23 protein-coding genes are annotated in these 24158 nt (G+C 71.9%); 6 read left to right on the top strand and 17 right to left on the bottom strand.

The window, feature by feature from the left end:
- Nucleotides 1-53: 53 nt before the first annotated feature.
- From ACZ404_RS35325 to ACZ404_RS35315, 3 genes are all read right to left on the bottom strand, one after another.
- Entirely contained in the window at nucleotides 54-635 is a 582-nt protein-coding gene (locus ACZ404_RS35325) for a sugar kinase (RefSeq protein WP_468447216.1), read from the bottom strand.
- A complete protein-coding gene (locus ACZ404_RS35320; RefSeq protein ID WP_468447214.1) occupies nucleotides 632-1777 on the bottom strand; it encodes an ROK family glucokinase in 1146 nt (381 codons plus the stop codon). The genes ACZ404_RS35325 and ACZ404_RS35320 overlap by 4 nt, the downstream gene beginning before the upstream one ends.
- A gap of 225 nt (nucleotides 1778-2002) precedes the next feature.
- Nucleotides 2003-2740, bottom strand: coding sequence for a GntR family transcriptional regulator (locus ACZ404_RS35315; RefSeq protein WP_468447284.1), 738 nt, complete (start codon nucleotides 2738-2740; stop codon nucleotides 2003-2005).
- A gap of 130 nt (nucleotides 2741-2870) precedes the next feature.
- On the opposite strand from ACZ404_RS35315, the gene ACZ404_RS35310 reads away from it, so the two are divergent.
- Nucleotides 2871-3893, top strand: a complete 1023-nt coding sequence (locus tag ACZ404_RS35310; RefSeq protein WP_468447212.1) for a Gfo/Idh/MocA family protein — start codon at nucleotides 2871-2873, stop codon at nucleotides 3891-3893.
- 68 nt (nucleotides 3894-3961) lie between these two features.
- Here the strand turns inward: ACZ404_RS35310 and ACZ404_RS35305 are convergent, their stop codons facing one another.
- The 3 genes from ACZ404_RS35305 to ACZ404_RS35295 all read right to left on the bottom strand — a co-directional run bounded on the left by ACZ404_RS35305 (nucleotide 3962) and on the right by ACZ404_RS35295 (nucleotide 7237).
- The gene (locus ACZ404_RS35305) at nucleotides 3962-5152 is read right to left on the bottom strand and encodes a cytochrome P450 family protein (protein ID WP_468447210.1); all 1191 of its coding nucleotides are present in this window, start codon (nucleotides 5150-5152) and stop codon (nucleotides 3962-3964) included.
- Between the two features lie 73 nt (nucleotides 5153-5225).
- Complete coding sequence (locus ACZ404_RS35300) at nucleotides 5226-5900, bottom strand: response regulator (RefSeq protein WP_468447208.1); 675 nt, start codon at nucleotides 5898-5900, stop codon at nucleotides 5226-5228.
- A gap of 77 nt (nucleotides 5901-5977) precedes the next feature.
- The gene (locus tag ACZ404_RS35295; RefSeq protein ID WP_468447206.1) at nucleotides 5978-7237 is read right to left on the bottom strand and encodes a sensor histidine kinase; all 1260 of its coding nucleotides are present in this window, start codon (nucleotides 7235-7237) and stop codon (nucleotides 5978-5980) included.
- A gap of 179 nt (nucleotides 7238-7416) precedes the next feature.
- Here ACZ404_RS35295 and ACZ404_RS35290 point away from each other — a divergent pair, with 179 nt between their 5' ends.
- Nucleotides 7417-7617: a hypothetical protein gene (locus ACZ404_RS35290; protein ID WP_468447205.1), complete on the top strand. Its 201-nt coding sequence runs from the start codon at nucleotides 7417-7419 to the stop codon at nucleotides 7615-7617.
- Nucleotides 7618-7668: 51 nt separating this feature from the next.
- Here the strand turns inward: ACZ404_RS35290 and ACZ404_RS35285 are convergent, their stop codons facing one another.
- The 4 genes from ACZ404_RS35285 to allB form a co-directional block, all read right to left on the bottom strand.
- On the bottom strand, nucleotides 7669-8193 hold the full coding sequence (locus ACZ404_RS35285) for a flavin reductase family protein (protein ID WP_468447203.1): 525 nt from the start codon (nucleotides 8191-8193) through the stop codon (nucleotides 7669-7671).
- A 140-nt stretch (nucleotides 8194-8333) separates the two neighbouring features.
- Entirely contained in the window at nucleotides 8334-9152 is an 819-nt protein-coding gene (locus ACZ404_RS35280) for an AIM24 family protein (protein WP_468447201.1), read from the bottom strand.
- A gap of 76 nt (nucleotides 9153-9228) precedes the next feature.
- Nucleotides 9229-10344 (bottom strand): allantoicase, encoded by a 1116-nt coding sequence (gene alc, locus ACZ404_RS35275; protein WP_468447199.1) that lies wholly within the window; start codon nucleotides 10342-10344, stop codon nucleotides 9229-9231.
- Nucleotides 10345-10349: 5 nt separating this feature from the next.
- The gene (gene allB / locus ACZ404_RS35270; RefSeq protein WP_468447197.1) at nucleotides 10350-11720 is read right to left on the bottom strand and encodes an allantoinase AllB; all 1371 of its coding nucleotides are present in this window, start codon (nucleotides 11718-11720) and stop codon (nucleotides 10350-10352) included.
- A 271-nt stretch (nucleotides 11721-11991) separates the two neighbouring features.
- Here allB and ACZ404_RS35265 point away from each other — a divergent pair, with 271 nt between their 5' ends.
- Nucleotides 11992-12786, top strand: a complete 795-nt coding sequence (locus ACZ404_RS35265) for an IclR family transcriptional regulator (protein ID WP_468447195.1) — start codon at nucleotides 11992-11994, stop codon at nucleotides 12784-12786.
- Nucleotides 12787-12880: 94 nt separating this feature from the next.
- On the opposite strand, the gene ACZ404_RS35260 is transcribed toward ACZ404_RS35265, so the two are convergent.
- Nucleotides 12881-13195 (bottom strand): DUF5955 family protein, encoded by a 315-nt coding sequence (locus ACZ404_RS35260; RefSeq protein WP_468447193.1) that lies wholly within the window; start codon nucleotides 13193-13195, stop codon nucleotides 12881-12883.
- 130 nt (nucleotides 13196-13325) lie between these two features.
- On the opposite strand from ACZ404_RS35260, the gene ACZ404_RS35255 reads away from it, so the two are divergent.
- Both ACZ404_RS35255 and aceB read left to right on the top strand, forming a co-directional pair.
- Nucleotides 13326-13934: a nucleotidyltransferase family protein gene (locus ACZ404_RS35255; RefSeq protein WP_468447191.1), complete on the top strand. Its 609-nt coding sequence runs from the start codon at nucleotides 13326-13328 to the stop codon at nucleotides 13932-13934.
- 185 nt (nucleotides 13935-14119) lie between these two features.
- Complete coding sequence (aceB, locus tag ACZ404_RS35250) at nucleotides 14120-15745, top strand: malate synthase A (RefSeq protein WP_468447189.1); 1626 nt, start codon at nucleotides 14120-14122, stop codon at nucleotides 15743-15745.
- Nucleotides 15746-15771: 26 nt separating this feature from the next.
- Here aceB and ACZ404_RS35245 read toward each other — a convergent pair whose 3' ends face one another.
- The 6 genes from ACZ404_RS35245 to ACZ404_RS35220 form a co-directional block, all read right to left on the bottom strand.
- A complete protein-coding gene (locus ACZ404_RS35245; RefSeq protein ID WP_468447187.1) occupies nucleotides 15772-16686 on the bottom strand; it encodes a HipA family kinase in 915 nt (304 codons plus the stop codon).
- A 90-nt stretch (nucleotides 16687-16776) separates the two neighbouring features.
- On the bottom strand, nucleotides 16777-17403 hold the full coding sequence (locus ACZ404_RS35240; protein WP_468447185.1) for a DUF6875 domain-containing protein: 627 nt from the start codon (nucleotides 17401-17403) through the stop codon (nucleotides 16777-16779).
- Complete coding sequence (locus ACZ404_RS35235) at nucleotides 17400-17963, bottom strand: hypothetical protein (protein WP_468447183.1); 564 nt, start codon at nucleotides 17961-17963, stop codon at nucleotides 17400-17402. Before ACZ404_RS35235 ends, ACZ404_RS35240 begins: the two co-directional genes overlap by 4 nt.
- A gap of 9 nt (nucleotides 17964-17972) precedes the next feature.
- The gene (locus tag ACZ404_RS35230) at nucleotides 17973-18173 is read right to left on the bottom strand and encodes an MbtH family protein (protein ID WP_468447181.1); all 201 of its coding nucleotides are present in this window, start codon (nucleotides 18171-18173) and stop codon (nucleotides 17973-17975) included.
- Nucleotides 18174-18222: 49 nt separating this feature from the next.
- Nucleotides 18223-18459 (bottom strand): acyl carrier protein, encoded by a 237-nt coding sequence (locus ACZ404_RS35225; RefSeq protein WP_468447179.1) that lies wholly within the window; start codon nucleotides 18457-18459, stop codon nucleotides 18223-18225.
- A complete protein-coding gene (locus tag ACZ404_RS35220) occupies nucleotides 18456-19859 on the bottom strand; it encodes a class I adenylate-forming enzyme family protein (RefSeq protein WP_468447177.1) in 1404 nt (467 codons plus the stop codon). The genes ACZ404_RS35225 and ACZ404_RS35220 overlap by 4 nt, the downstream gene beginning before the upstream one ends.
- 637 nt (nucleotides 19860-20496) lie before the next feature.
- On the opposite strand from ACZ404_RS35220, the gene ACZ404_RS35215 reads away from it, so the two are divergent.
- Nucleotides 20497-24158 (top strand): amino acid adenylation domain-containing protein (locus ACZ404_RS35215; RefSeq protein WP_468447175.1); only part of this gene is annotated, 3662 nt, incomplete at its 3' end.

Here is a 24158-nt window from a genome sequence, read left to right as displayed (position 1 = left end):
CGCCGGCTCGCATCTCGGGCCGGCGCCGGTTCACGGGGCCGTGCGGGCGCCGGTTACGGGACCGTGCGCGAGACGACGTACACCATCGGGAAGTTCGGGTCGGACATGTTGACGACCACGTCCTGGGTGGGCGCCGGGTTCTTCTGGTGGTGGGTGAGGCCGGACCAGGCGCCGGGGCCGGTGAAGCGCCAGCCGGAGACCTTCTGGTCGCGGGCGCTGATCGTGATGTCGCCCTTCTTCAGCGACTCCCGGCGCACGCCCATGGAGCCCAGGAAGCTGTCCAGGCCGGCGCTGTTGGTGCGGAACTCCACGTACAGGCGGCTGGTCTTCCAGTTGTTGGTCTCGTAGTAGGCGATGGGGTCGGCGGGGTGCGGGACCGGCACCTGGTAGAGGCGGCGCTGCACCTTGGACGGGAACCCCGGGCTGAGGCCGGTCGCCGAGTACTTGGCCTCCTTGTCCTTGCCGCTGTCGCGGCTCTGGTTGGCGGAGATCACCAGGTAGCCGGCGGGCACGCCGATGAGCAGCCCGATGATCAGCAGGGTGATCGCCCGGCGCTTGATGCGGTGCCGCGGGTCCTCGGCCGGCGTGCGCGGCTCGTCCGGGGGCGCGGCCTGGTGGGGCAGGGACGCGGTCATGCGGTGTCCCGGTCGCGGCGGGCCTGGGTGTAGCGCTCGTACCGCTCGTAGCGCTCCACCCGGCGCCGCTTGGCCCGCCGGAACCGCCGGGCGACCAGCCGGGCCAGGTCGGCGGCGCCCACCATGCCGGCCTCGGGGCCGAGCTGGGCTCGGGTGATGCGGGCCTCGGGGCGGTAGCCGCGGCCGGTGAGGTGGCGCTTGAAGGCGTCCCGGGCGGGGCCGATGAGCAGGTCGTCGGCGGCGCTGACGCCACCGCCGATCACGAAGCAGGACGGGTCGAGGGCGGCAGCGAGGTTGGCGATGCCGACGCCGAGCCACTGGCCGATGTCCTGGAGCAGCTCGACGCACATCGCGTCGCCCTCGCGGGCCAGCTCGGTGATCATCGGGCCGGTGATGTCGCCGATGTTGCCCTTGACGTGCTCGATGATCCCGTACGCCACGGGTGAGTCGGCCGCGGCCAGCTCGCGCGCCTCGCGGACGAGGGCGTTGCCGGAGCTGTACTGCTCCCAGCAGCCGCGGTTGCCGCACGGGCAGCGGTGGCCGCCGGGGACGACCTGCATGTGGCCGAACTCACCCGCGACGCCGTACTTGCCGCGCTTGACCTGGCCGTCCTCCAGGATGGCGCCGCCGATGCCGGTGCCGAGGGTGATCATGACCAGGTGGTCCTCGCCGCGTCCCGCGCCGAAGCGCCACTCCGCCCAGGCGGCGGTGTTGGCGTCGTTGTCCACCAGGACGGGGACCGCGAGGCGGGCGGCGATGCGGTCGCGGAGCGGCTCGTTGCGCCAGGACAGGTGGGGGGCGAACAGGACGCGGTTGCGGTCGGCGTCGACCCAGCCGGCGGCGCCGATGCCGACCGCGTGCACGTCGTGCCGGTCGGACAGGTCCAGGACCAGTTCGACGATGGTGTCCTCGACGACCTTGGGGCTCTTGGACTTGTCCGGCGTCTCCGTGCGGAGCTTCTCCAGGATGTTGCCGTCCGCGTCCACCACGCCGGCCATGACCTTGGTGCCGCCGATGTCGATGCCCACCGTGGGCACCCGGGGCGCCGTCAGGTGCGAGCGGCGTTCCCTGGTCCCGACCGTGCGGAGCACGGGGGCCCGGCGGGAGCCGATGGGGGCGGTGAGGTCGCGGTAGGTGCTCATCGTTGGTCGATTCTGCCTCACCGCGGGGGCTGGTGCGGTGCGGGGCAGGGGGTGGGGCGCGGAGCCACCGCGCGGAGCGGGGGGCGGTACGCGATCGTCGCCGGGTGCGGCGTGCGACGTCCCACAGCTCCCCGCGCCGCCGGGGGTTCCCGTGGGTGCCACCCGGGGCTCATATTGTCCGGACATTACGACGAGAAGCGAGTGCCGCTCGGGTGACGCGCCGCCTCAGGGGCGCACGAGGAGCTGGAACTCGAAGGAGTAGCGCGCCGGGCGGTAGGTGTGGTCGCCGAACTCGACCGCGCGCCCCGTGTCGTCGAAGGTGGTGCGCTGCATGGTGAGCAGCGGGGCACCCTCGGCCTCGGCGAGCCGCTCGGCCTCGGCGGGGGTCGCGGCCCGGGCGCCGATGGACTGGCGGGCGCTGTGCAGGGTGATCCCGGCGGAGCGCATCATCCGGTACAGGCCGGTGGCCTCCAGCTGCCCGGTGTCGAGGTCGAGCAGGCCGAGCGGCAGGTGGTTGGTCAGGTACGCCATCGGCTCGCCGTGCGCGAGGCGCAGCCGCTCGATGCGGTGGACGTCTCCGCCCTCGGCGACCCCGAGCGCGGCGGCGACCTCGGTGGAGGCGGGGACGACGGTGTTGACCAGCACCTTGGTCGCGGGGCGCTGCCCGGCCGCCTCAAGATCGTCGTAGAGGCTGCTCAGCTCCAGTGGACGCTTGACCTGACTGTGCACGACCTGCGTGCCCACGCCCCGGCGGCGGACCAGCAGCCCCTTGTCGACGAGGGACTGGATGGCCTGGCGGACGGTGGGCCGGGACAGGCCGAGCCGTGCGGCCAGCTCGATCTCGTTGCCCAGCAGGCTGCCGGGCGTGAGGGTGCCATGCTCGATGGCGGCCTCCAGCTGCTGGGAGAGCTGGAAGTACAAGGGCACCGGGGAACTGCGGTCCACACGGAGGTCGAGTGACACGGTCGGGTCCACATCTGGTTTCGGCACGGGCCCGAGCGTAGCCCCGCGCAAGGTTGACGGGAAGTTGTGTAGTCCGGTTGTCCGGACATTTGCATTGACAGCGTACGGGGTCCGCCCTCACTTTGTTTTCATGCGCATCGGGGTCATCGGTACGGGCCGCATCGGCACCATTCATGCGAGGACGCTCAGCCGCCACCGCGATGTCGGGTCACTGATCCTGACGGACGCGGACCCGGCGCGGGCCCAGGAGCTGGCGCACCGGCTGGGCGAGACGGCGGCGCCCGGCGTGGACGAGATCTTCCGCTGGGGCGTGGACGCCGTCGTGATCACCACGGCCACGGCCGCCCACGCCGAACTGATCGGTCGGGCAGCCCGCTCCGGTCTGCCGGTCTTCTGCGAGAAGCCGATCGCGCTGGATCTGCCGGGCACCCTGCTGGCCCTCGCGGAGGTGGCAGCGGCCGGAACGATCCTGCAGATGGGTTTCCAGCGGCGCTTCGACGCCGGCTACGCGGGCGCCCGGGAGGCCGTGCGCTCCGGACGGCTCGGGCGGCTGCACACCGTGCGGGCGACCACCTGCGACCAGTCCCCTCCCCCGCCGGAGTGGCTGCCGGTGTCGGGCGGGCTGTTCCGGGACACGCTGATCCACGACTTCGACGTGCTGCGCTGGGTGACGGGACGGGAGGTGGCGGACGTCTACGCGACCGGGTCGGACGCCGGGCCCGCCATGTTCCGCGAGGCCGGGGACGTCGGCACCGGGGCGGCCCTGCTCACCCTGGACGACGGCACCCTGGCGACGGCGACGGCGGCCCGGCTGAACGGCGCCGGGTACGACGTCCGCATGGAGCTGGCCGGGGAGCGGGACACCGTCGTGGTCGGCCTGGACGACCGTACGCCCGTCGCCTCCACCGAGCCGACCGGGCCGCCGGCCGCGGACAAGCCGTGGACCGGCTTCCTGGAGCGGTTCGGGCCCGCCTACGAGGCCGAGCTCATCGCCTTCGTCCAGGTGGTGCGCGGTGAGCGGGCCAACCCCTGCGACGGCCGCGAGGCCCTCCAGGCGCTGCGGATCGCCGAGGCCTGCGAGGTCTCCCGCCGGGAGCGCCGCCCGGTCACGCTGGCGGAGATCCCGGACGGGGAACAACCGGCGTCCGGCTGAGCGGAGGGGCGCACGGCAGCGGGAACCGCCGTACGACGCCGGGAGCCGCCGCACGCACCCGCGCCCTCTCACCACCGCACCGGCAGGCTCCGCACGCCCCGCATCAGCAGGCCGGGCAGCCACTCGCCCGGGTCGCCGTCGAGGGCGAGGGCGGGGGCGCGGTCCAGGAGGCTGCCTATCGCGATGCGGCCCTCCAGGCGGGCCAGGGGTGCGCCCAGGCAGTAGTGGATGCCGTGGCCGAAGGCGAGGTGGCCGCGGGCGTCGCGGCGGATGTCGAAGCGGTGCGGGTCGGGGAAGCGGGAGTCGTCGCGCTGGGCGGCGGTGAGACCGATGAGCACGGACTCGCCCCGCGCGATGGCCGTACCGGCGATCTCCATGGGCTCGGCGGCGAAGCGGAAGGTCGCGGTCTCCACCGGGCCCTCGTAGCGCAGCATCTCCTCGACGGCGCCCTCCAGCAGTCCCATGTCGGCGCGCAGCAGCGCGAGCTGGCCCGGGTGGGTGAGCAGGGCGAGGACGCCGTTGCCGATCAGGTTGACCGTCGTCTCGTGCCCGGCGATGAGCAGCAGGTAGGCCAGGCCGCGCAGTTCCTCGGGCGAGAGCCGGTCGCCGTCCTCGGCGGTGGTGCGGATCAGGTCGCTGAGCAGGTCGTCGGTGGGCCCGGCGCACCGCTTGTCCTCGATCAGCTCCGTGAGGTAGTCGGCGAGGCGGACGACCGCGTCGTACTCCGTCTGCGAACTGGTCGGTGCCACGACCTCGGTGGAGATCTTCCGGAACTCCGCGCGGTCCATGTCGGGGACGCCGAGGAGTTCGCAGATCACGGTGATGGGCAGCGGGTAGGCGAGGGCGTCGATGAGGTCGGCGCGGCCACGCGGCAGCATCTCGTCCAGCAGGTCGTCGGTGATGCGCTGGATCCGCGGGCGCAGTCGCTCCACCCGGCGCATGGTGAAGGCGCGGGTGACCAGGGCGCGCAGGCGGGTGTGCTGGGGCGGGTCCGCGGTCAGCAGGTACTTGCCGATCAGCTCCTCGTCCAGGAACGTCGTGCCGATCTTGGTGCTGTCCTTGGCCAGCCGGGGGTCGGCGAGGGCGGCGCGCGCCTCCTCGTACCCCACGACGAGCCAGGTCGTCTGGTCCGCGTCCGCTCCCGGCGCTCTGACCCGGTGCACCGGGCCCCGTTCACGCAGCCGCGCGTACACCGGATGGGGGTCGCGGCGGAACGCGTCCCCGAACTCCCCCAGATCGACCACCCGTTGCCCGTCCATCGCTCCCCTTCCGGACTCCCCCGAGGCGCACCGGGTCCTCCCCGGTTGCCAGGACAACGCGTACCGCGCCCGGTTAGTGCCCGTCCTCCAGAAGTCCCGCGTCGTAGGCGAGCAGGGCTATCTGGACCCGGTTGTTGAGGCCGAGCTTGGCGAGGACGCGGGAGACATGGGTCTTGACGGTGGCCACGCTCATGAAGAGCTCCGCGGCGATCTGGGCGTTGGCGAGGCCCCGGCCGACGGCGACGGCGACCTCCCGCTCCCGGTCGTTGAGCGCGGCGAGCCGCTCACGCGCGCGTGCCTGCCGGGAGTCGGCGGCGGTGCCGGCCGCGTGCCGCATCAGCTGGCGGGTGACGGCGGGCGACAGGACCGGTTCCCCGTCGGCGACCCGGCGTACCGCCTCGATGATCTCGGCGGGCGGGGTGTCCTTGAGGACGAATCCCGCGGCGCCCGCGCGCAGGGCGTGCAGCACCTGCTCGTCGGCGTGGAAGGTGGTGAGCACCACGACCTGCGGGGCGCCGGGGCGGGCCCGCAGCCGCCGGGTGGCGGTGAGCCCGTCCACCGTCGGCATGCGGATGTCCATGAGCACGACGTCCGGCCGGGTCCGTTCGGCCGCCTTCTCGGCCTCGTCGCCGTCGCCGGCCTCCCCGACGATCTCGATGTCCCCGGCCCCGCCGATCATCAGCGCCAGTCCGGCGCGCACCAGGGGGTCGTCGTCGACGAGGAGCACTCTGATCGGAGTCGCAGTCATGGCGTTACGTAATCACGCGCCGGCGGCGCGGTGGGCTGCCGCCGCGGAAACGTCCGGCGTCGCGGGCCCGGCGGGGCTCAGCCCCACGGCAGCCAGGCCCGCACCTGGAACCCGCCGCCCGCCGCCGGCCCGTGGCGCAGCCGGCCGCCCGCCAGCGAGGCGCGTTCGGTCAGGCCGATCAGGCCCTGGCCCGAACCGGGGACGGGCGGTATGTCGCCGGCGGGAGCGGCGTTGCGGACCGCGAGGGTCAGGCCGGTGCCGGGGGTGCCGGTGACCTCGACGGTGACCTCGGTGCCGGGGGCGTGCTTGCGGGCGTTGGTCAGGGCCTCCTGGGCGATGCGGTAGGCGGTGCGGCCGACCGAGGCGGGGACGGCGGCCGGGTCGGTGACGCGGTGGTCGAGGGTGACCTTCATGCCCGCCTGGCGGCACTCGGCGACCAGGGCGTCCAGCGCGGCCAGCGTCGGCTGAGGGCGGCCGCCGGCCGCGTCGTTGTCGGGTTCTCCCGCCCGCAGGACGCCGATGATCTCCCGCAGGTCCTGCAGCGCCTCGTGGGCGCTCTCCCGGATGACCCCGGCCGCCCGCGCGACCTCCTCCCCGGGGGCGTCCGGCCGGAACTCCAGGGCGCCGGCGTGCACGCTGAGCAGGGTGAGCCGGTGGGCCAGCACGTCGTGCATCTCGCGGGCGATGGCCTCGCGGGCCAGTCGCTGCGCCTGTTCGGCCCGCAGGTGTGCCTCGGTCTCGGCCCGCCGGGCGCGGTCGCGCAGGCTCAGCAGGAGCTGCCGCTTGGAGCGGACGAACATGCCCCAGCCGACCACGGAGACGGTGAGCAGGACGGAGAAGGCGACGACTCCGGGGAAGTCCAGATCGGGGTCGGGCCGCAGCCAGTAGAAGAACGGGAGCAGCGCGATCTGGACGCCGCCGATCCAGGCCACGTACCGGAAGGGCCGGTGCACGGCGAGCGTGAACAGGGTGAGCAACGCCGTGCCGCCCGCCGTGTTCGACAGGAATCCGACCGGGACCATGGCCACGGCGAGCCCGACCGGCCACCGGCGGCGCAGCCAGACCGCCGCGCAGGCGAGGGCGCCCAGGGTCACGTCGAGGACGGCGAAGGGGTGCGGCAGGCCGGCTTCCTCGCGTACGGACTGCCCGGCCGCCAGGGCGGCGACGACGACGAGCAGGAATCCGGAGAGGTCGACGACCCAGTCGCGCGCGGTACGGCGCGGGCGGCGGCCGGTGGCCCCGGCGTCCGGGGCCAGCTCGTGGACCAGGGCGGACGGGAACAGCCAACGGCGGCCCGCGAACTCCTGGGGCACGCGCACCGTTTCGACATCGCTCACGGTCGGCCAATGTACGCAGCATCCGCCTCCGCGACCGCCCCGCGTACGCGATCGCCGACCAAAGTCGCACCGCCGTGGACTTTCGGTGGTCCCGGCCGGCGGGAGCTCAGCCTTGTGGCCGAACGGGACGCGCCCTGCGGCCGATGCGCGGTGAGCGGTCGCGGGGCGAGAGTCGTGCCGTGAAGCAGCTACTGGAACTTCTGGGTTTTCTCGCCCTGGTGCAAGGTGCGCTGGGTCTGGTGCACGAGTTCACGCACTGGCGGGTGGGGCTCGTGCAGCGGATCGGTTTTCTCGACGGCTACGAGATCTCAGCGAGCGTCACGCTCTTGGTGCTCGCACTCGCCCTGTTCGTCACCGCGGACCGGCTGAAGTCCGATTGACGTCCCGGTGGAACAATACGCGCGTCGGACGAGGCGATTGGACGGCTCCCATCAGACGGAGTGATACGTCCCGTCGTGGTAGAGCAGCGGGCGGTGGCCCTCGTCGAGCCGGGCCTCTTCGACCCGGCCGATGACGATGCGGTGGTCCCCGGCCGGTACGCGTTCGACGATCCGCAGCCGCAGCCAGCCGGCCGCCTCCCGCAGGACCGGCTCGCCGCCCGGCAGCCTCGTCCAGCGGGTGGGCGCGGCGAAGCGGTCGATGCCGCTGGTGGCGAAGCGCCTGGCCACGTGCTCGTGGTCGGCCCCCAGGAAGTGCACGACGGCACTGTCGGCCTCTTGCACGTGCGGCCACGCCGAGGCGGTGGTGCCGATCGCGAAGGAGACGAGCGGCGGGTCGAGGGAGAGCGAGGTGAGCGAGGTGGCCGTGAACCCGGCCGGGCCGCCCCCGGCGTCCACCGTGATCACCACGACGCCCGCGGGGTGACCGCGGAACGCCTTTCTGAATTGACCGGGGGTGAATTCCCCAGCAGATTCCGGAACATGGACCGGCGCGGAATGCGGCGTCAGTATGGACACCTTTGGTTTCTCCCCACAGGTGACGGAAGAGGAAATCAGGAATCCATCGTCCGGGAACGGCCCGGCACCGGTCAACAATGCAACTTTCTGAATTAAATCGGCGCAGGTGCAGGCATATGCGTGGCCCCGCGACTCGTCGGTCAGCCGGTGTGCGTCGAGAACAGTCCGCCCGTCGGGCCCTGTTTGTCGCCGCCCTGGGCCTTCTTCAGGGCGTTGGCGAGGCTCTCGATGGTGAGGGACTGCAGGATCACCCGGCCGTTGCCCTCCAGGGTGGCCAGGGACAGGCCCTCGCCGCCGAAGACGGCGTTCATGATCCCCTGGCGGTTGAGGCCGCCGACGCGCTGGACGCCGTACTGGATGCCCTCCTCGAAGGCGACGACACAGCCGGTGTCGACCTCGATGCGGCCGCCGAAGTCGGCGGGGTTGAGGTCGATGAAGTTGCCCGCGCCCGCGATGATCACCGTGCCGTGGCCGGTGAACTTCTCCAGGATGAAGCCCTCGCCGCCGCTCATCCCGGTGCGCCCGCCCTGGAAGGCGATGCCGAACTCGACGGTGGACTCGGCGGCCACGAAGGCGTCCTTCTCGGCGAACCACGCGCGCCTGCCGTCGAGCTCCAGGGCCCGCATCTCACCGGGCAGCACGCCCGCGAAGCCGACCGTGCCCTCGCCGCCCTGGGAGGTGAAGTACTGGAACGCCAGGGACTCGCCGGCCAGCATGCGCTGGCCGACCTGCATGGCCGTCCCCATGGCCTGGCGCAGCATGCCGCCCATGCCGCCGCCCGAGCCGCCGCTCTGCTGCCGGTCGCCGTTGCCGGACGGGCCGGACAGGCGCGTCTCCATGGTCACGTTCGTCGTCTTGAACAGGAACTTCCCCGCTTCGCAGTACACGGTCTGGCCGGGGTTCAGGTTGACGACCGCCATCTGCATGGCGTTGCCGACGATCTCTTGCTGAAGGGTCACGAGGGGTGAACGCGGGAGCGGAGGCCGAGGTTCCCACCGGGGCCACGGGCTTCCCCCGGTGGGACGCACGCCGGGATCAGCCGCCCAGCTCCTGGTGGCGGGACGCGAGGCGGGCGGCCCCCTCGTCCGTCAGGGTGCCGAAGAGCCGGAGGCGGGAGATGCCGCCGTCGGGGAAGATGTCCACGCGCGCGTGGGTGCCGACGGCCGGCCGCGGCAGGACGAAGCGGTGGTTGGTGTCGGGCTGGAGGCGGGTGCGGGGCAGGATCTCCGCCCAGTCGCCGTCGTCGCCGTCGCGCACGGAGACCGAGGCCCAGCCCGCGCTGTTGCCCTTGAGGTAGGCGGTGTCGATCTCGATCGCGCGGATCTGCGCCTGGGCCGCCAGCCGGTAGCGGATCCAGTCGTTGCCCCGGTCGCGGCGGCGCCGGGTCTCCCAGCCGTCGTCCATCTTGCGGGAGCGGCCCGGCTGGATGGTGTTGGTGGCCGGGGAGTAGAAGAGGTCGGAGGCGTCCTCCACCTGGCCGCCGTTCTCGAGGGCGACCACGTCGAAGGTGCCGAGGACCGCCAGCCACTCCGGGTCGGGCACGACCTCGCCGTACACGCGCAGGCGGGCGATGCCCCCGTCGGGGTGCTGGTTGAGGCGCAGGTGGGTGAAGCGCTGCTCGGCCTGGACGGCGAAGCCGTTGGCGGCGTGGCCGCCGACCGCGGTGCGCGGGACGAGTGTCGTCCACTTGACGTCGTCGCCCAGCAGCTCCTGCGGCGACGGCGAGCCGGGGACGGACGCCCCCTCGACCGAGACCGCCTGCGGGTAGTTGCCGCGGAAGTGGGCCGTGTCGACCACGATCCCGCGGATCACCCCGGGCGCGCCGAGGCGGATCAGCGCCCAGTCGTGGTCCTCGGCCGTGGGCCAGGGCTGCTCGGCGGAGGCGCCGCGCCGGCGGCGGGTCTCCCAGCCGTCCATGATCTTGCCCTTGTGCCCGAAGTGCTCGGGATCGAACTCGGCCGGCTCGGGCACCAGCAGGTTCTCCCGCTGGGCGAAGAACTCGTCGTTGGCGGCGATGACGGCGGCGCCGAGCTGCCGGTCGGCGAGGTTGGCGTACTGGGTGAACGGGAAGTCGGCGGTGCGGTAGTCCGCGTACGGGTCGCCGCCTCCGTAGGGGTTCGCGTCGCCGGTGAAGCCAGGTATCGCCGTCACGGTGATCAGAGGTTCCTTTCGGGATCGGGTTCGGCCGGCTGGTGGGGTCGCTCGAGCAGCGTGCCCTTCGGCTCCGTGAAGGTGCCGTCGGCGACGATGCGTTCGCCCCGCAGCCAGGTGGACTTGACGACGCCGTACAGGGTTTTGCCGGCGTACGCGGTGACCCGGTTGCGGTGCTGGAGGCCGGCCGGGTCGACGGTGAAGGTCTCGTCGGGAGCGAGGACGGCGAAGTCGGCGTCGCGGCCGGCCTCGATGGCCCCCTTCTGGGACAGGCCCGCCAGGGCGGCCGTGCGCGTGGACATCCAGCGCACGACGTCCTCCAGGCCGTGGCCGCGCCTGCGGGCCTCGGTCCACACGGCCGGCAGGCTGAGCTGGAGGCCGGAGATGCCGCCCCAGGCGGTGGCGAAGTCGTCGGTCTTGAGGTCGGCCGTGGACGGCGAGTGGTCGGTGACGACGCAGTCGATGGTGCCGTCGGCGAGGGCCTGCCACAGCAGGTCCTGGTTGGCGGCCTCGCGGATGGGCGGGCAGCACTTGAACTCGCTGGCGCCGTCCGGCACTTCCTCGGCGGTCAGGGTGAGGTAGTGCGGGCAGGTCTCCACGGTGATGCGGACGCCCTCCGCGCGCGCGGCGGCGATCAGCGGCAGCGCGTCACTGGAGGACAGGTGCAGGACGTGCACGCGCGCGTGGAGGCGCCGGGCCTCCGTCACGAGGTGGGCGATGGCCGTGTCCTCGGCGTCGCGCGGCCGGGAGGCGAGGAAGTCGGCGTACCTGCGGCCGCCCCGCTGCGGGGCGGCGGCGAGCCGGTGCGGGTCCTCGGCGTGCACGATCAGCAGTCCGTCGAACCCGGCGATCTCGGCCAGGGAGCGGGCTAGCCGGTCCCGGTCGAGGTGCGGGAACTCGTCGACGCCGGACGGGGACAAAAAGGCCTTGAAGCCGAAGACCCCGGCGTCGTGCAGCGGGCGCAGGTCCTTGACGTTGTCGGGCAGGGCGCCGCCCCAGAAGCCGACGTCGACGTGCGCCTTGTCGGCGGCGACCTGCCGCTTCACCTCGAGGTTCGCCACGGTGGTGGTCGGCGGGAGGGAGTTGAGCGGCATGTCGACGAGGGTGGTGATGCCGCCGGCCGCCGCCGCGCGCGTGGCGGTCCAGAAGCCCTCCCACTCGGTGCGGCCGGGGTCGTTGACGTGCACGTGGGTGTCGACGAGGCCGGGCAGCAGGACGTGGTCGCCGACGTCCTCCAGCCGGGCCGTGGCCGGGACCTCGGCGTCGTACGGCAGTACGGCCGTGATCTTTCCGGCGGACACGGCGACCGTGGCGGCCCGCGTCCCCTCCGGGGTGATGACGCGCGTCGAGCGCAGCACCAGTTCAGCCTCGGACACCCGGACCCCTCTCTCTGCCCCGGACTCTTCCAGGAAACGGGATGTATGCCCACACAACGGATTCAACGTTCTGTTGAAGGAGTCTTCACTCCCGGCCCCTCGCCGTCAAGAGGCACACTTCCGGGGAGCGCCGCACGCGCCGACACTCTGGACGTTTCCACAAAGCGGAATTAGAATTCCAGCAAGTAGAACGTATCTACGTACGATCAGGGGGTCGACAGACTGCCGGGTAGGCTTCTGCCCTCCCCGCCAGCCCCGAAAGGAACGTGCCGTGCCGACGTCCAGCGCCAGCACCACCGACTCCGCGAAGAACTCCGCCGGCGGCGGGGTCCAGTCCCTGGAGCGCGCCTTCGATCTGCTCGAGCGGATGGCGGACGCGGGCGGGGAGGTCGGCCTGAGCGAGCTGTCCGCGACCAGCGGGCTGCCGTTGCCCACCATCCACCGGCTGATGCGCACGCTGGTCGCCTGCGGATACGTCCGCCAGCAGCCGAACCGGCGGTACGCGCTCGGGCCGCGCCTGATCCGGCTCGGCGAGTCGGCGTCCCGGCTGCTCGGCACCTGGGCCCGGCCCTACCTCGCGCGACTGGTCGAGGAGACCGGCGAGACGGCGAACATGGCTCTGCTCGACGGCGACGAGATCGTGTACGTGGCGCAGGTGCCGTCGAAGCACTCGATGCGGATGTTCACGGAGGTGGGCCGGCGGGTGCTGCCGCACTCCACCGGGGTCGGCAAGGCGCTGCTCGCGAGCGTGCCCGACGAGGAGGTGCGTGCGCTGCTGGGTCGTACGGGCATGCCGGCCGCGACCGAGAAGACCATCACCACGCCGGAGGGGTTCCTGGACGCGCTGGCGGAGGTGCGCCGGATCGGATACGCCCTCGACGACAACGAGCAGGAGATCGGGGTGCGCTGCCTGGCGGTGTCCGTGCCGGACTCACCCACGGCGGCGGCCATCTCCATCTCCGGGCCGGCCGGGCGGGTCACGGAGGCGGCGACGGAGAGGATCGTGCCGGTGCTGCAGGAGGTCGCCCTCGAACTGTCCCAGGCGCTGGCGAGTTCCGGCGCCTGAGGAGGTTCGGCCGCGGCACCCCGGCGGGTGCGCGGTCCTGTCGGGCCCGCACGGCGCCGGCTGCGCATCGAGCCCGGCGGCGCGGCCCGTGACGTCAGATCCTCGGTGGTTCGCCGAAGAGGTCCACCGCCTGCCTGACGTCCGACAGGGCGCGGGCCAGCGCGCTCACCGAGCCGATGGCGCCCGCTATCAGGAGCAGGGAGCCGCGCAGCCGGGGGATCTCGGGGCGGCCGCCGGAGGCCATCGCGGCGAGGGCGGCCAGTTCGTCCTCGGCTATGCCCCGGTCGGGGAACTCGGCGGGTAAGGCGGCCAGTTCGCGGCGCAGGCGGGACACGGCGGTCCGCAGTTCCGCCACTCTCGGGTCCTCGTCGCTGGCGGTCACCGGCCTCTGCCCCAAGCTCCGCAACACAGCCCTCCCCCTCACACGCGGTCGTGCGCGGGTCAGTAAACGCCACGCCGTCCCCGAGCGCTACCGCGCGGACCGAAATTCAGCCCAAGGGAGCCGCCCCGCCGTGGCCCGGGTCAGGTATGCAGGACGCATGACGGACAACCGGGAGCGGTACGAGGAGGTGGCCGGGCTGCTGCTCGCCGCCGGCGGCGGCAGAAGGCTCGGTGGACGGCCCAAGGCGCTTCTGGAGCACCGGGGGCGGCCGTTGGTGGAGTACGCGGCCGGGGTGCTGCGGGCGGCCGGATGCGGCCGGATCCATGTGGTGCTGGGTGCCGGGGCGGACGACGTCCGCGAGCGCGCCGCGCTGGGCGGCTGCGTCCTGGTCGACAACCCCGAGTGGGCCGCGGGCATGGGCTCCTCCCTGCGCGCGGGGCTCGGTTCGCTCGCCGGTACGGGTATGCGCGCGGCCCTCGTGAGCCTGGTCGACCAGCCGGGCATCGGCCCCGAGGCGGTGACCCGGGTCCTGGGGGCGTACGAGGACGAGACCTCGCTGGCGGCGGCCGCCTACGACGGCGTACGGGGGCATCCGGTGCTGTTCGGCGCCGCCCACTGGGCCGGCATCGCGGCGACCGCCACGGGCGACCGCGGGGCACGCGGCTATCTGAGCGCCCACGCGGCGGCGATCCGGCTGATCGAGTGCGCGGACGTCGCCGAGCCGTACGACATCGACACCGAGGCCGATCTGGGCCACCTTGAGTGAACGGCGTGGCACCCTGCGCCACCTTTCCTCGACCCAGAGAATCTCGACATCAACAAACCATTGAAGTTCCACGATGAGGAAACTACTATCCACTGATCAGAAGCGCCTGCCCGCACAGCCGGCGCTGATTGCCCCTGTTCGTGCCACTTGGCACCCGGTGCCACCGCTGAAGGAAGTGACAGCTCATGTCCGCACCAGCGCCGTCCCCGCTGGCCATCGTCGACGCCGAGCCCCTGCCCCGGCAGGAGGAGGTCCTCACCGACGCGGCGCTCGCCTTCGTGGCGGAGCTGCACCGGCGGTTCACCCCGCGCCGTGACGAACTCCTCGCCCGCCGGGCCGCTCGCCGCGCCGAGATCGCCCGCACCTCCACGCTCGACTTCCTGCCGGAGACGGCCGCCGTCCGCGCGGACGACTCCTGGCGGGTCGCCCCGGCCCCGGCCGCGCTGAACGACCGGCGCGTCGAGATCACCGGCCCCACCGATCGCAAGATGACCATCAACGCCCTCAACTCGGGCGCCCGGGTCTGGCTCGCCGACTTCGAGGACGCCTCCGCGCCCACCTGGGAGAACGTGGTCCTGGGCCAGGTCAACCTGATCGACGCCTACACCCGGAACATCGACTTCACCGACGAGCGCACGGGCAAGTCGTACGCCCTGCGCCCGAACGAGGAGCTGGCGACGGTCGTCATGCGCCCGCGCGGCTGGCACCTGAACGAGCGCCACCTCGTCGACGGCGACGGCACCCCGGTGCCCGGTGCCCTCGTGGACTTCGGCCTGTACTTCTTCCACAACGCCCAGCGGCTGCTGGACCTCGGCAAGGGCCCGTACTTCTACCTGCCGAAGACCGAGTCGCACCTCGAGGCGCGCCTGTGGAACGACGTGTTCGTCTTCGCGCAGGACTACGTCGGCATCCCGCAGGGCACCGTCCGCGCCACGGTCCTGATCGAGACGATCACGGCGGCGTACGAGATGGAGGAGATCCTCTACGAGCTGCGCGACCACGCCTCCGGGCTGAACGCCGGCCGCTGGGACTACCTGTTCTCCATCGTGAAGAACTTCCGTGACGGCGGGCCCAGGTTCGTCCTGCCGGACCGCAACGCCGTGACGATGACGGCCCCGTTCATGCGGGCGTACACCGAACTCCTGGTGCGCACCTGCCACAAGCGCGGCGCGCACGCGATCGGCGGCATGGCGGCGTTCATCCCCTCCCGCCGGGACGCGGAGGTCAACCGGGTCGCCTTCGAGAAGGTCCGCGCCGACAAGGACCGCGAGGCGAACGACGGTTTCGACGGCTCCTGGGTCGCGCATCCCGACCTGGTGCCGATCGCCATGGAGTCCTTCGACAAGGTGCTCGGCGACAAGCCGAACCAGAAGGACCGGCTGCGCGAGGACGTGCACGTCGAGGCGCCCGACCTGATCGCGATCGACTCCCTGGACGCGAAGCCGACGTACGGCGGGCTCGTCAACGCCGTGCAGGTCGGCATCCGTTACATCGAGGCCTGGCTGCGCGGGCTGGGCGCGGTCGCCATCTTCAACCTGATGGAGGACGCGGCCACCGCGGAGATCTCCCGGTCCCAGATCTGGCAGTGGATCAACGCAGGCGTGGAGTTCGAGAACGGCGAGAAGGCAACGCCGGAGCTGGCCCGCAAGGTCGCCGCCGAGGAACTGGCCGCCCTGCGCGAGGAGCTCGGCGAGGAGGCCTTCGCCGCCGGGCACTGGCAGGAGGCGCACGACCTGCTGCTGACGGTGTCCCTGGACGAGGACTACGCCGACTTCCTAACCCTGCCGGCGTACGAGCAGCTCAGGGGCTGAGCGCCGGCGGACGGCCGACGGGTGCCTCAGCCCAGGTGCACGGACCAGTCCTGTTCCGCCGCCGGCTTGCCGTGCAGGTCGGGGACGCGCTTGAGCCAGTCGGGGCGTCCCTGCCTGCTCTTCGCCGCGCGGGCGGCCTCCTCGGCGGCCAGTTCCTCGCGGCTCGGGAAGTCGGTGGGCAGCCACTCGGCGGAGAGCCGGACCCGGGCGAGGAGGTAGTCGACGTAGGCGGCGCGCACGTCGTCCGGGGTGGCGAATCCCGCGTCCTCGGCGAGCCAGGCGTCCGGCACCTGGCCGACGACCGTCCGCAGCAGCTCCTCGGTCACCCGGGGAGCCAGCTCGGCGTCGGCGGCCCGGACGTCGGGCGCGCAGTGGCCGAGGGCGTGGTGCCGGAAGTCGTACTTCTTGCCCGGGGTCGTGGTGTCCCAGCGGTGGTGGAAGACGAGGGCGGCGCCGTGGTCGATGAGCCACAGGCGCGGGAGCGCGGTGCCCGACGTCGGCCAGACCATGAGGTTGGAGCTGTGGACCGTACGGTCGACGTTGGCGGTCAGCGCGTCGAGCCAGACGATCCGGCCGGCCTCCAGGGGATCCACCGGGAAGGCCTGCGCGAGCCGCGGGGTGAAGTCGGCGGCGCCCGGCAGATAGTCCATGCCGAGGTTCACGCCCGCGCTCGCGCCGTGCAGCTCCCGGACCTCCTGGTGCGGCTCGTCGTCGGCGATGACCGGGTCGAAGTGCACGAGGACCAGCTCGGGGAAGCGCAGCCCGAGCGCCCGGGCCAGCTCCCCCACGATCACCTCGGCGACCAGTGCCTTGTGCCCCTGGGCCGAGCCGGTGAACTTGACGACGTACATGCCGAGATCGTCGGCCTCGACGATCCCGGGCACGGAGCCACCGGATCGCAGGGGTTCGACATAGCGGGTCGCTGTGACCTCTCTCAGCATCTTCCCAGGCCCCACGGCTCGCCCGCCTCACGTTCCATGGTCAACCCCCATCGGGCGCCACTCTGCCTCCGGCAGAGAAGCATAGGGGCTTCAGGGGCCGTAGGCCTGTTCGCTCTCGCGGTAGCGCTCCGTCAGGAGCGGGTCCATCACCGTGGAGTCCGGGCCGAAGAACTTGCCGAACTTCTCCTGGTACTTGCGGAACCAGTGCGGCCGGTCGGACAGGAAGAAGATGTCGTGCAGGGCGATGGCCCGGATCGCGAGGACGGGCACCGGTGCCCGGCTCACCGCGAAGCGGGGGTTGCGTGCCGCGGTCACCTCGCAGTTCTCGTGGAACTGGCCGATCATCAGTCCCCGCGCCACGAAGTCGTCCTTCACCCGTGCCTGGGCCTGGTCGAGCAGTCCCGTGTCCTCGCCGCGCAGGTCCGGCAGGACGACCACCATGGCCTGCAGCATGGGGTTCCTGCCCTGCCAGGTCGTCCTCTCGTACTCGCGCAGACTGCTGCGGGCGATCTCCTCGACCAGGTCGAGGGTCGGCGCGTGACCGACCAGCCGCAGGCGGACCTCCAGCGTCCGGTTCTTCCGGGAGGGCGCCACGAAGGGGCAGATGGGCCCGGTGCGGCCGATCTCCGGGTGGCTCGCGGATATGTACTCGGTCAGCCAGGAGTCGACCGACTCCAGCGCGGCCGCGTAGTCGACGAGGGATGCCGTGGACGTCATGACGTGCCGCTGAGTTCGGCGACACGGGCGACGGCGACGCGGGCGAGCCGGAGGATCTCCGACTCGTCGGGGATGCGGGTGTTGACGAAGACGAGGACGTCGTCCTTCCTGACGATCACCCACGAGGTCTCGATGCGGAAGTGGTCGACGGTGGACGACCAGCGCGCCAGGAAACCCCCGTCTCCCAGCTCGACCGGCTCCAGGCCCACCCGGGTGATGTCGAGCTGCACGCCGTCGTTCAGCTCCATCCGGTACCGCGCGCAGTCGCGCACCGCGTCGGAGAACTCCTGGTACACCTGCCGGCAGGCGTCGTTGCCGAACTGCGCGACGTGGTGGAAGACCACGGACCCCACGATGTTGGTGAACAGGGCGGAGGCGTGGTGCGTCGTCTCGGGGTGGGTGCCGTGGGTGAGCATGTTCGTCAGGTCGACGATGATCCGCCCCGACTCGTCGCCGGAGACGAAGACCGGGTCGTAGGCGGCGCTCGGCTCCTCGCCGAAGAACGACTCCTCGAGATCCTCCTCCCGCAGCAGCAGCTGACCGAAAGCGGCGTCGTCCATCGCGTTCTCCTATCGGCGTACGAGGCTCAGCGGGCGCATGTCGGTCCAGTGCTCCTCGACGTAGGCGAGGCACGTCCGGCGGTCGGTCTCGGCCAGCGCGACCGTCCAGCCGGCCGGCACTTCGGCGAACGCGGGCCACAGCGAGTGCTGGCCCTCGTCGTTGACGAGCACGAGGAAGGTGCCGTCGGGGTTCTCGAAGGGGTTGGTCATGCCTGCTCCCTGGTCAGAAGGGTCGAACCGATGGGACGGGTCCTGCTGGTCAGTGCTCTTCGAGCACCCGCGTGACATAGGTGTGGATGCCGGCGACGGAGGTGAACAGCGCCATGTCCGCGAACTGCGGGTCGATCACCACGCCGTGCCGCTCCTCCAGCCCGTGCTGGAGGACGACCAGCGTGAGCGAGTCGATCACCAGTTCGGCGTCGTCCGGCAGCTCCTCGGGCGGTCCGAATCCCGCGCTCTCGCTCAGGATCGCCCTGATGTCGTCCTTCGTGATCAACGTTCCCCCTGTGCCTGCGACGACGATTCCGGCGTGCCGCCCCCGCGCAGGAGCGCGCGGTCGCGGACCAGCTTTCCCATGGAGTTCCGCGGCAGTTGCCGCAGCACGGAGAACCGCTTGGGGATCTTGACCGGACTCAGCCGCTCCCGGCACCAGGCGGTGAGTTCGCCCGCGGTGAGCGCCTGGTCGGCGCCCACGTACGCCTCGATGACCTGCCCGTGGGTCACCACGGCCTCGTGCACCCGGGGATGGCCGAGCAGGACGGTCTCGACCTCGGTGAGGTCGACCTTGAGTCCGCCGACGACGACCAGCGAGTCCGCCCGGCCGAGCAGGCTCAGGACTCCGGTCGCCGGGTCCTGGTGGACCCGGTCGTAGGTGCGCAGCCAGCCGTCCGTGAAGCGGTCTGCGTGCGCGCCGTACAGATAGGGCGAACGGTCCATCCGGACGTACAGCTCGTCATCGACGACCTTCACCTCGGCGCCCGGCACCGGCGGTCCGAGCCGCGGGGGCGCGCAGGTCCCGGTCAGGTCGCCCGCGAGCAGCCCGATCTCCGTCAGGCCGTAGACCGGGCTGACCGGCACGCCGAACTGCGCCCGGAACGCGTCGTACGTCTCCTGCGGCAGCCGTTCGCCGCCGGACACCGCGAGTCGCAGCGCGGGCAGTTCGGGCCGGCCGGCGAGCCGGGTGAGCAGGTCGTAGTGGACGGGCGTGCCGTACACGGCGGTCGCCTCCGTGCGGGCCATGAGCCGCACCAGCTCGGCGGGGCGCAGCGTCGGCGGGACGATCAGGGTCGCCGCGGCCGCGAGGGCGTGCAGCACACCGCTGACCAGACCCATGTTGTGCATGACCGAGTTCAGCAACAGCACGCGGTCGCCGGGGCCGGGGATGCCGGGGAGTGCGGCGTGCCGGTCGAGTTCGGCCAGTACGGAGCCGGCGGGCCGGCCGATCACCTTGGGCAGGCCCGTCGAGCCCGAGCTGAACTGCACCAGGCGGACACCGTCGACGGCCGCCCGGCCCCGCGGCAGCCGCTGGACGGTGAACGCGGACTCCTGCCGGAATCCGGCCACCGGCCCGTCGGCACCGGCCGCGGCGACGACGTACTGCGGGCGCACCAGGTCCACCAGCGGCTCGTACTCGGCCGGTCTCAGCCGGAAGTCGACCAGGACGACCTGCGCGCCACGGCTCCACAGCGCGAGCAGCACATAAAGATAGGTGAAACTCGGCTTCATGCGCAGTAGAACCGAGCTGCCCTCCGTAATCCCCTGTTCCCGAAAACGCCGCCCCAGATCGGCGACCGCCGTACGTAACTGCCCCCGGGTGACCGGCGCGCTGGAAATCGCCCACAGGTCGTCATCCGCGCCCCGGCTCAGCAGATGGCTTCCCCACCACGCATTCGCCATACACGCTTCCTTTTGCAAAACAGGTCCGCGAAATGTTCATGCGGCATTCGGTGAGGGCGAAACTAACACTGCCGTGAAACGTCGGGCAAGCGCCCCGGCGATCAATACGGCCCGCCCCGGGTAAGCGCGGCACCGAGGCCGGCCCGCCCCGCGCGCGGGGTGATCGCTCCCGGGCGACGAGCTGCCCACGCCGCGCCCGCGCGGGAGCCGGCCGGGTCTCGCACCGGGCGTGGACGAGGCCGCTGCCTGCATCGTTCGCCGCAGTGGCGTGCCGTGGGCGGCCGCGCCAGTCGACCTTCGGGCCGTGTTCGGCGGGCGCGTTGTCCCGCCGGCGGGACACGGGCGGGGTGTGGACAGGACACGGACGAACGCGATCGGGACATGCGTGTGGCATAGCCCATTGATCTCCTTGACCCCCCACAGCTCCCGGGTTAGGTTGACCTCGGTTGCGCTTCCGGGCAGTTATGCCCGATTCCGAGACGTACGGTGGCACGCGTCACTCCGACCATTCGACGGCCACCGTTCCTTTGCCACCCGGTCGCATTCCCGACACCTTTCTCCGGGTCATTACAAGCTTTTCATTCCTGTCTTCTGTCTCTCCGGCCATCCGCGCGGGGGAAATTTCGGAGGTGGAGACTTGTCCGTCAGCGCCGGCACCACGCTGCCCCTCACGGCCGCCCAACGGGAAATCTGGATCGCCGAGCAGCGACTGGAGGAGGCGAACCGGGTTTTCCGGGTGGGTGAATACCTGGAGATCCACGGACGGGTGGACCCGGTGCTGTTCGAGCAGGCCCTGCTGCGGGTCGTCGCGGAGGCCGAGGCCCTGCACGTCCGCTTCACCGAGGAACGCGGCGAGGTCCGGCAGGTCGTCCACGAACTCGGCGACTGGTCACCCGCGCTGGTCGATCTCAGTGGGGAGCTGGACCCCGAACAGGCCGCCCGCGACTGGCTGGAGGCCGCGGTCGCCAGGCCGATGGACCTCGCCGAGGACCGGCTGTTCGAGTACGCGCTCCTACGGCTGAGCCCCGATCGCTTCTACTGGTACCAGGGCTATCACCACGCCGTGATGGACGCCTTCGGCTCGCTGCTGATCACACGCCGGGTCGCCGACGTCTACACCGCGCTCGCGCAGGACCGTCCGGTGGGACCCAGTCCGTTCGGCTCGCTGTCCGACCTGGTGGCCACCGACCAGCGGTACCGCGAGTCGGAACAATTCACCCGGGACCGGGCTTACTGGACCGAGCGTTTCGCCGACCGCCCCGCGCCGACGGGGCTGGTCGGCCGCCCGTCCACGACGCCGGAGCGCTACCTCCGGCACACCGCCGGCCTGTCCCCCGCCGAGCGGGACGCCCTGCGCGCGGCGGCCCGCCGGGCACGGGTGCCGTGGTCACACCTGGTCATCGCCGCCACGGCCGTCCACCTGCACCGGATGACCGGCGCCGAGACCGTGGTGCTCGGTCTGCCGGTGACGGCCCGCCTGGAGCAGGTCCAGCGCCGGACGCCCGGCACGGCCGCCAACGTCCTTCCGCTCAGGCTCTCGCTCCGACCCGACATGACGCTCCGCGAGCTCTTGGACGGCATCGGGGAGCGGGTGCTCGAACTGGGCGGCCACCAGCGCTACCGGGCCGAGGACCTCCAGCGCGACCTCGATCTGCCGGGCAGCGTGGGAACTTGGTACGCCCCCGTCGTCAACGTCATGTCCTTCGACTACGCGGTGACCTTCGACGGCCTGCCGACCACCGCGCACAACCTCTCCTCCGGCCTGGTCGGTGACCTCACACTCGCCGTGTGGGACCGCCGGAACGGCAGCTGCCCGACGATCGACCTCAACGCCCACCCCGAGCTCTGCGGCGACGACGAACTGGCCGCTCACCATCGGCGTCTGCTCACGGTGCTGCGCGCCCTCACGACGGCGGAGATCTCCCTGCCGATCGGCCGGATCGATCTGCTCACCGACGAGGAACGGGCCGCCCTGCTCGCCCTGCCCGACGACACCCTCCGAACGACCCAGGCCACCCTGCCCGGCCTGTTCGAAGCACAGGCCGCCGCCCACCCCGACACCATCGCCGTCACCTGCGGCCCGACCTCGACCACCTACCGGGAACTCAACGAGCGCGCCAACCGACTCGCCCACCACCTCACCACCCACGGCATCGGCCCCGAACACATCGTCGCCCTCGCCCTGCCCCGCTCCACCGACCTCGTCGTCGCCATCCTCGCCACCCTCAAAACAGGCGCCGCCTACCTCCCCCTCGACCCCCACTACCCACCCACCCGCCTCACCCACATGGTCACCGACGCCCAACCCACCCTCCTCCTCACCACCACCCACCTCGCCACCCCCCACCCCACAACCACCCTCCTCCTCGACACCCTCGACCTCAGCAACCAACCCACCCACAACCCCACCCCCCACCTCAACCCCCACCACCCCGCCTACGTCATCTACACCTCCGGCTCCACCGGACAACCCAAAGGCGTCGTCAACACGCACCGGAACGTGGTGCGGCTGTTCGACGCCACCCGGAAGTGGTTCGGCTTCGGCCCGGACGACGTGTGGACGCTGTTCCACTCGTACGCCTTCGACTTCTCCGTGTGGGAGCTGTGGGGAGCGCTGCTGCACGGCGGCCGGCTGGTTGTGGTGTCCTATGAGGTCAGCCGGACGCCCGGCGCGTTCCTGGAGTTGCTGGAAGAGGAAGGCGTCACCGTTCTCAACCAGACGCCGTCGGCCTTTCACCAGTTGGCCCAGGCCGATGCGGACGCCTGCGGGCAGCGCCGGCTTGCCTTGCGCACCGTGGTGTTCGGCGGTGAGGCGCTGCAGCCGTCCCGGCTCGCCGACTGGTACCGGCGTCACGCCGACGACGCACCCGTGCTGGTCAACATGTACGGCATCACCGAGACCACGGTGCATGTGACGTACCAGCCGCTGACCTGCGAGCGGGCCACCGAGTCGGCGGCCAGTGCGATCGGCGTCGGCATCCCCGACCTGCGCACCTACGTACTGGACGGCGGGCTGCAACTGGTGGCGCCGGGGGTGGTGGGCGAGCTGTACGTGGCCGGGGCGGGCGTGGCCCGCGGATATCTGGGCCGGCCGGGACTGACCGCCGAGCGGTTCGTCGCCGACCCCTACGCCCCCGAACCCGGCGGACGCATGTACCGCACCGGCGACCTGGTGCGCCGGAACACCGACGGCGAACTGGAGTTCATCGGTCGCGCCGACCACCAGGTCAAGATCCGCGGCTTCCGCATCGAACCCGGCGAGATCGAGGCGGTGTTGACCGGTCATCCGGGTGTGGCCGAGGCGACGGTGGTGGTCCGCCACGGGCAGTCCGATGACGCCCGTCTGGTGGCCTATGCGGTGGCGCGGGGGACGCTCCGGGCCGAGGAACTCAGGGCGTTCGCGCGGGACCGGCTGCCCGACTACATGGTGCCGGCCGCCGTCGTACTGCTCGACCGCATGCCGCTCACCGCCAACGGCAAGCTGGACACGGCGGCGCTGCCGGAGCCGGACTTGGCGGTGCCGGTGTCGGGGCGGGAGGCGCGGACCCCACAGGAGCAGATCGTGTGCGACCTGTTCGCCGAGGTCCTCGGGCTGCCCCGGGTCGGTGTCGACGACGACTTCTTCGACCTTGGCGGCCATTCCCTGCTGGCCACCCGGCTGATCGCCCAGGTCAGGGCCGCGTTCGGGGTCGAGCTGGAGCTGCGCGCGCTGTTCGAGGGCCCCACTCCGGCCGCGGTCGCGGCCCTTCTGGACACCGCCGCGCCCGCTCGGCCGGCGGTCACGGTACGGGAGCGTCCAGCGGTCCTTCCGCTCTCCTCGGCCCAGCGGCGGCTCTGGTTCCTCCATCGGATGGAGGGGTCGAGCGCGACGTACAACATCCCGCTCGTCGTCCGGCTGTCCGGCCGGCTGGACCATGATGCGCTCCGGGCGGCCCTCGCGGACGTGGTGGCCCGGCACGAGAGTCTGCGCACGGTGTTCCCGGAGGCCGAGGGCGTGCCCTGTCAGCAGGTGCTGGCCCCGGAGGCCGCCGTACCGCGCCTCACCGTCACCCCGACGACCGAGGCCGACCTGCAGGACGCCCTGACGGCTGCGGCGCGGTACCCGTTCGACCTGGCGAGCGAACCCCCGCTGCGCGCCGACCTGTTCGAGCTGTCGGCGCAGGAGTACGTGCTGCTGCTGGTCGTGCATCACATCGCGGGTGATGGCTGGTCGCTGGGCCCGCTGGCCGCCGACCTCACCCGCGCCTACACCGCCCGCACCCAGGACCAGACCCCCGACTGGCCGCCCCTGCCGGTCCA

Source organism: Streptomyces sp. NPDC030798 (assembly GCF_055572275.1).
The sequence above is the reverse complement of the archived record's forward strand: the minus strand, read 5'-3'. Positions and strand labels throughout refer to the sequence as shown.

What these genes read in the sequence shown, in the direction of transcription:
- ACZ404_RS35325 (WP_468447216.1), bottom strand. Translation starts at nt 635, where the DNA reads ATGACCGCGTCCCTGCCCCACCAGGCCGCGCCCCCGGACGAGCCGCGC.
- ACZ404_RS35320 (WP_468447214.1), bottom strand. Translation starts at nt 1,777, where the DNA reads ATGAGCACCTACCGCGACCTCACCGCCCCCATCGGCTCCCGCCGGGCC.
- ACZ404_RS35310 (WP_468447212.1), top strand. Translation starts at nt 2,871, where the DNA reads ATGCGCATCGGGGTCATCGGTACGGGCCGCATCGGCACCATTCATGCG.
- ACZ404_RS35305 (WP_468447210.1), bottom strand. Translation starts at nt 5,152, where the DNA reads ATGGACGGGCAACGGGTGGTCGATCTGGGGGAGTTCGGGGACGCGTTC.
- ACZ404_RS35300 (WP_468447208.1), bottom strand. Translation starts at nt 5,900, where the DNA reads ATGACTGCGACTCCGATCAGAGTGCTCCTCGTCGACGACGACCCCCTG.
- ACZ404_RS35255 (WP_468447191.1), top strand. Translation starts at nt 13,326, where the DNA reads ATGACGGACAACCGGGAGCGGTACGAGGAGGTGGCCGGGCTGCTGCTC.
- aceB (WP_468447189.1), top strand. Translation starts at nt 14,120, where the DNA reads ATGTCCGCACCAGCGCCGTCCCCGCTGGCCATCGTCGACGCCGAGCCC.
- ACZ404_RS35245 (WP_468447187.1), bottom strand. Translation starts at nt 16,686, where the DNA reads ATGCTGAGAGAGGTCACAGCGACCCGCTATGTCGAACCCCTGCGATCC.
- ACZ404_RS35240 (WP_468447185.1), bottom strand. Translation starts at nt 17,403, where the DNA reads ATGACGTCCACGGCATCCCTCGTCGACTACGCGGCCGCGCTGGAGTCG.
- ACZ404_RS35235 (WP_468447183.1), bottom strand. Translation starts at nt 17,963, where the DNA reads ATGGACGACGCCGCTTTCGGTCAGCTGCTGCTGCGGGAGGAGGATCTC.
- ACZ404_RS35230 (WP_468447181.1), bottom strand. Translation starts at nt 18,173, where the DNA reads ATGACCAACCCCTTCGAGAACCCCGACGGCACCTTCCTCGTGCTCGTC.
- ACZ404_RS35220 (WP_468447177.1), bottom strand. Translation starts at nt 19,859, where the DNA reads ATGGCGAATGCGTGGTGGGGAAGCCATCTGCTGAGCCGGGGCGCGGAT.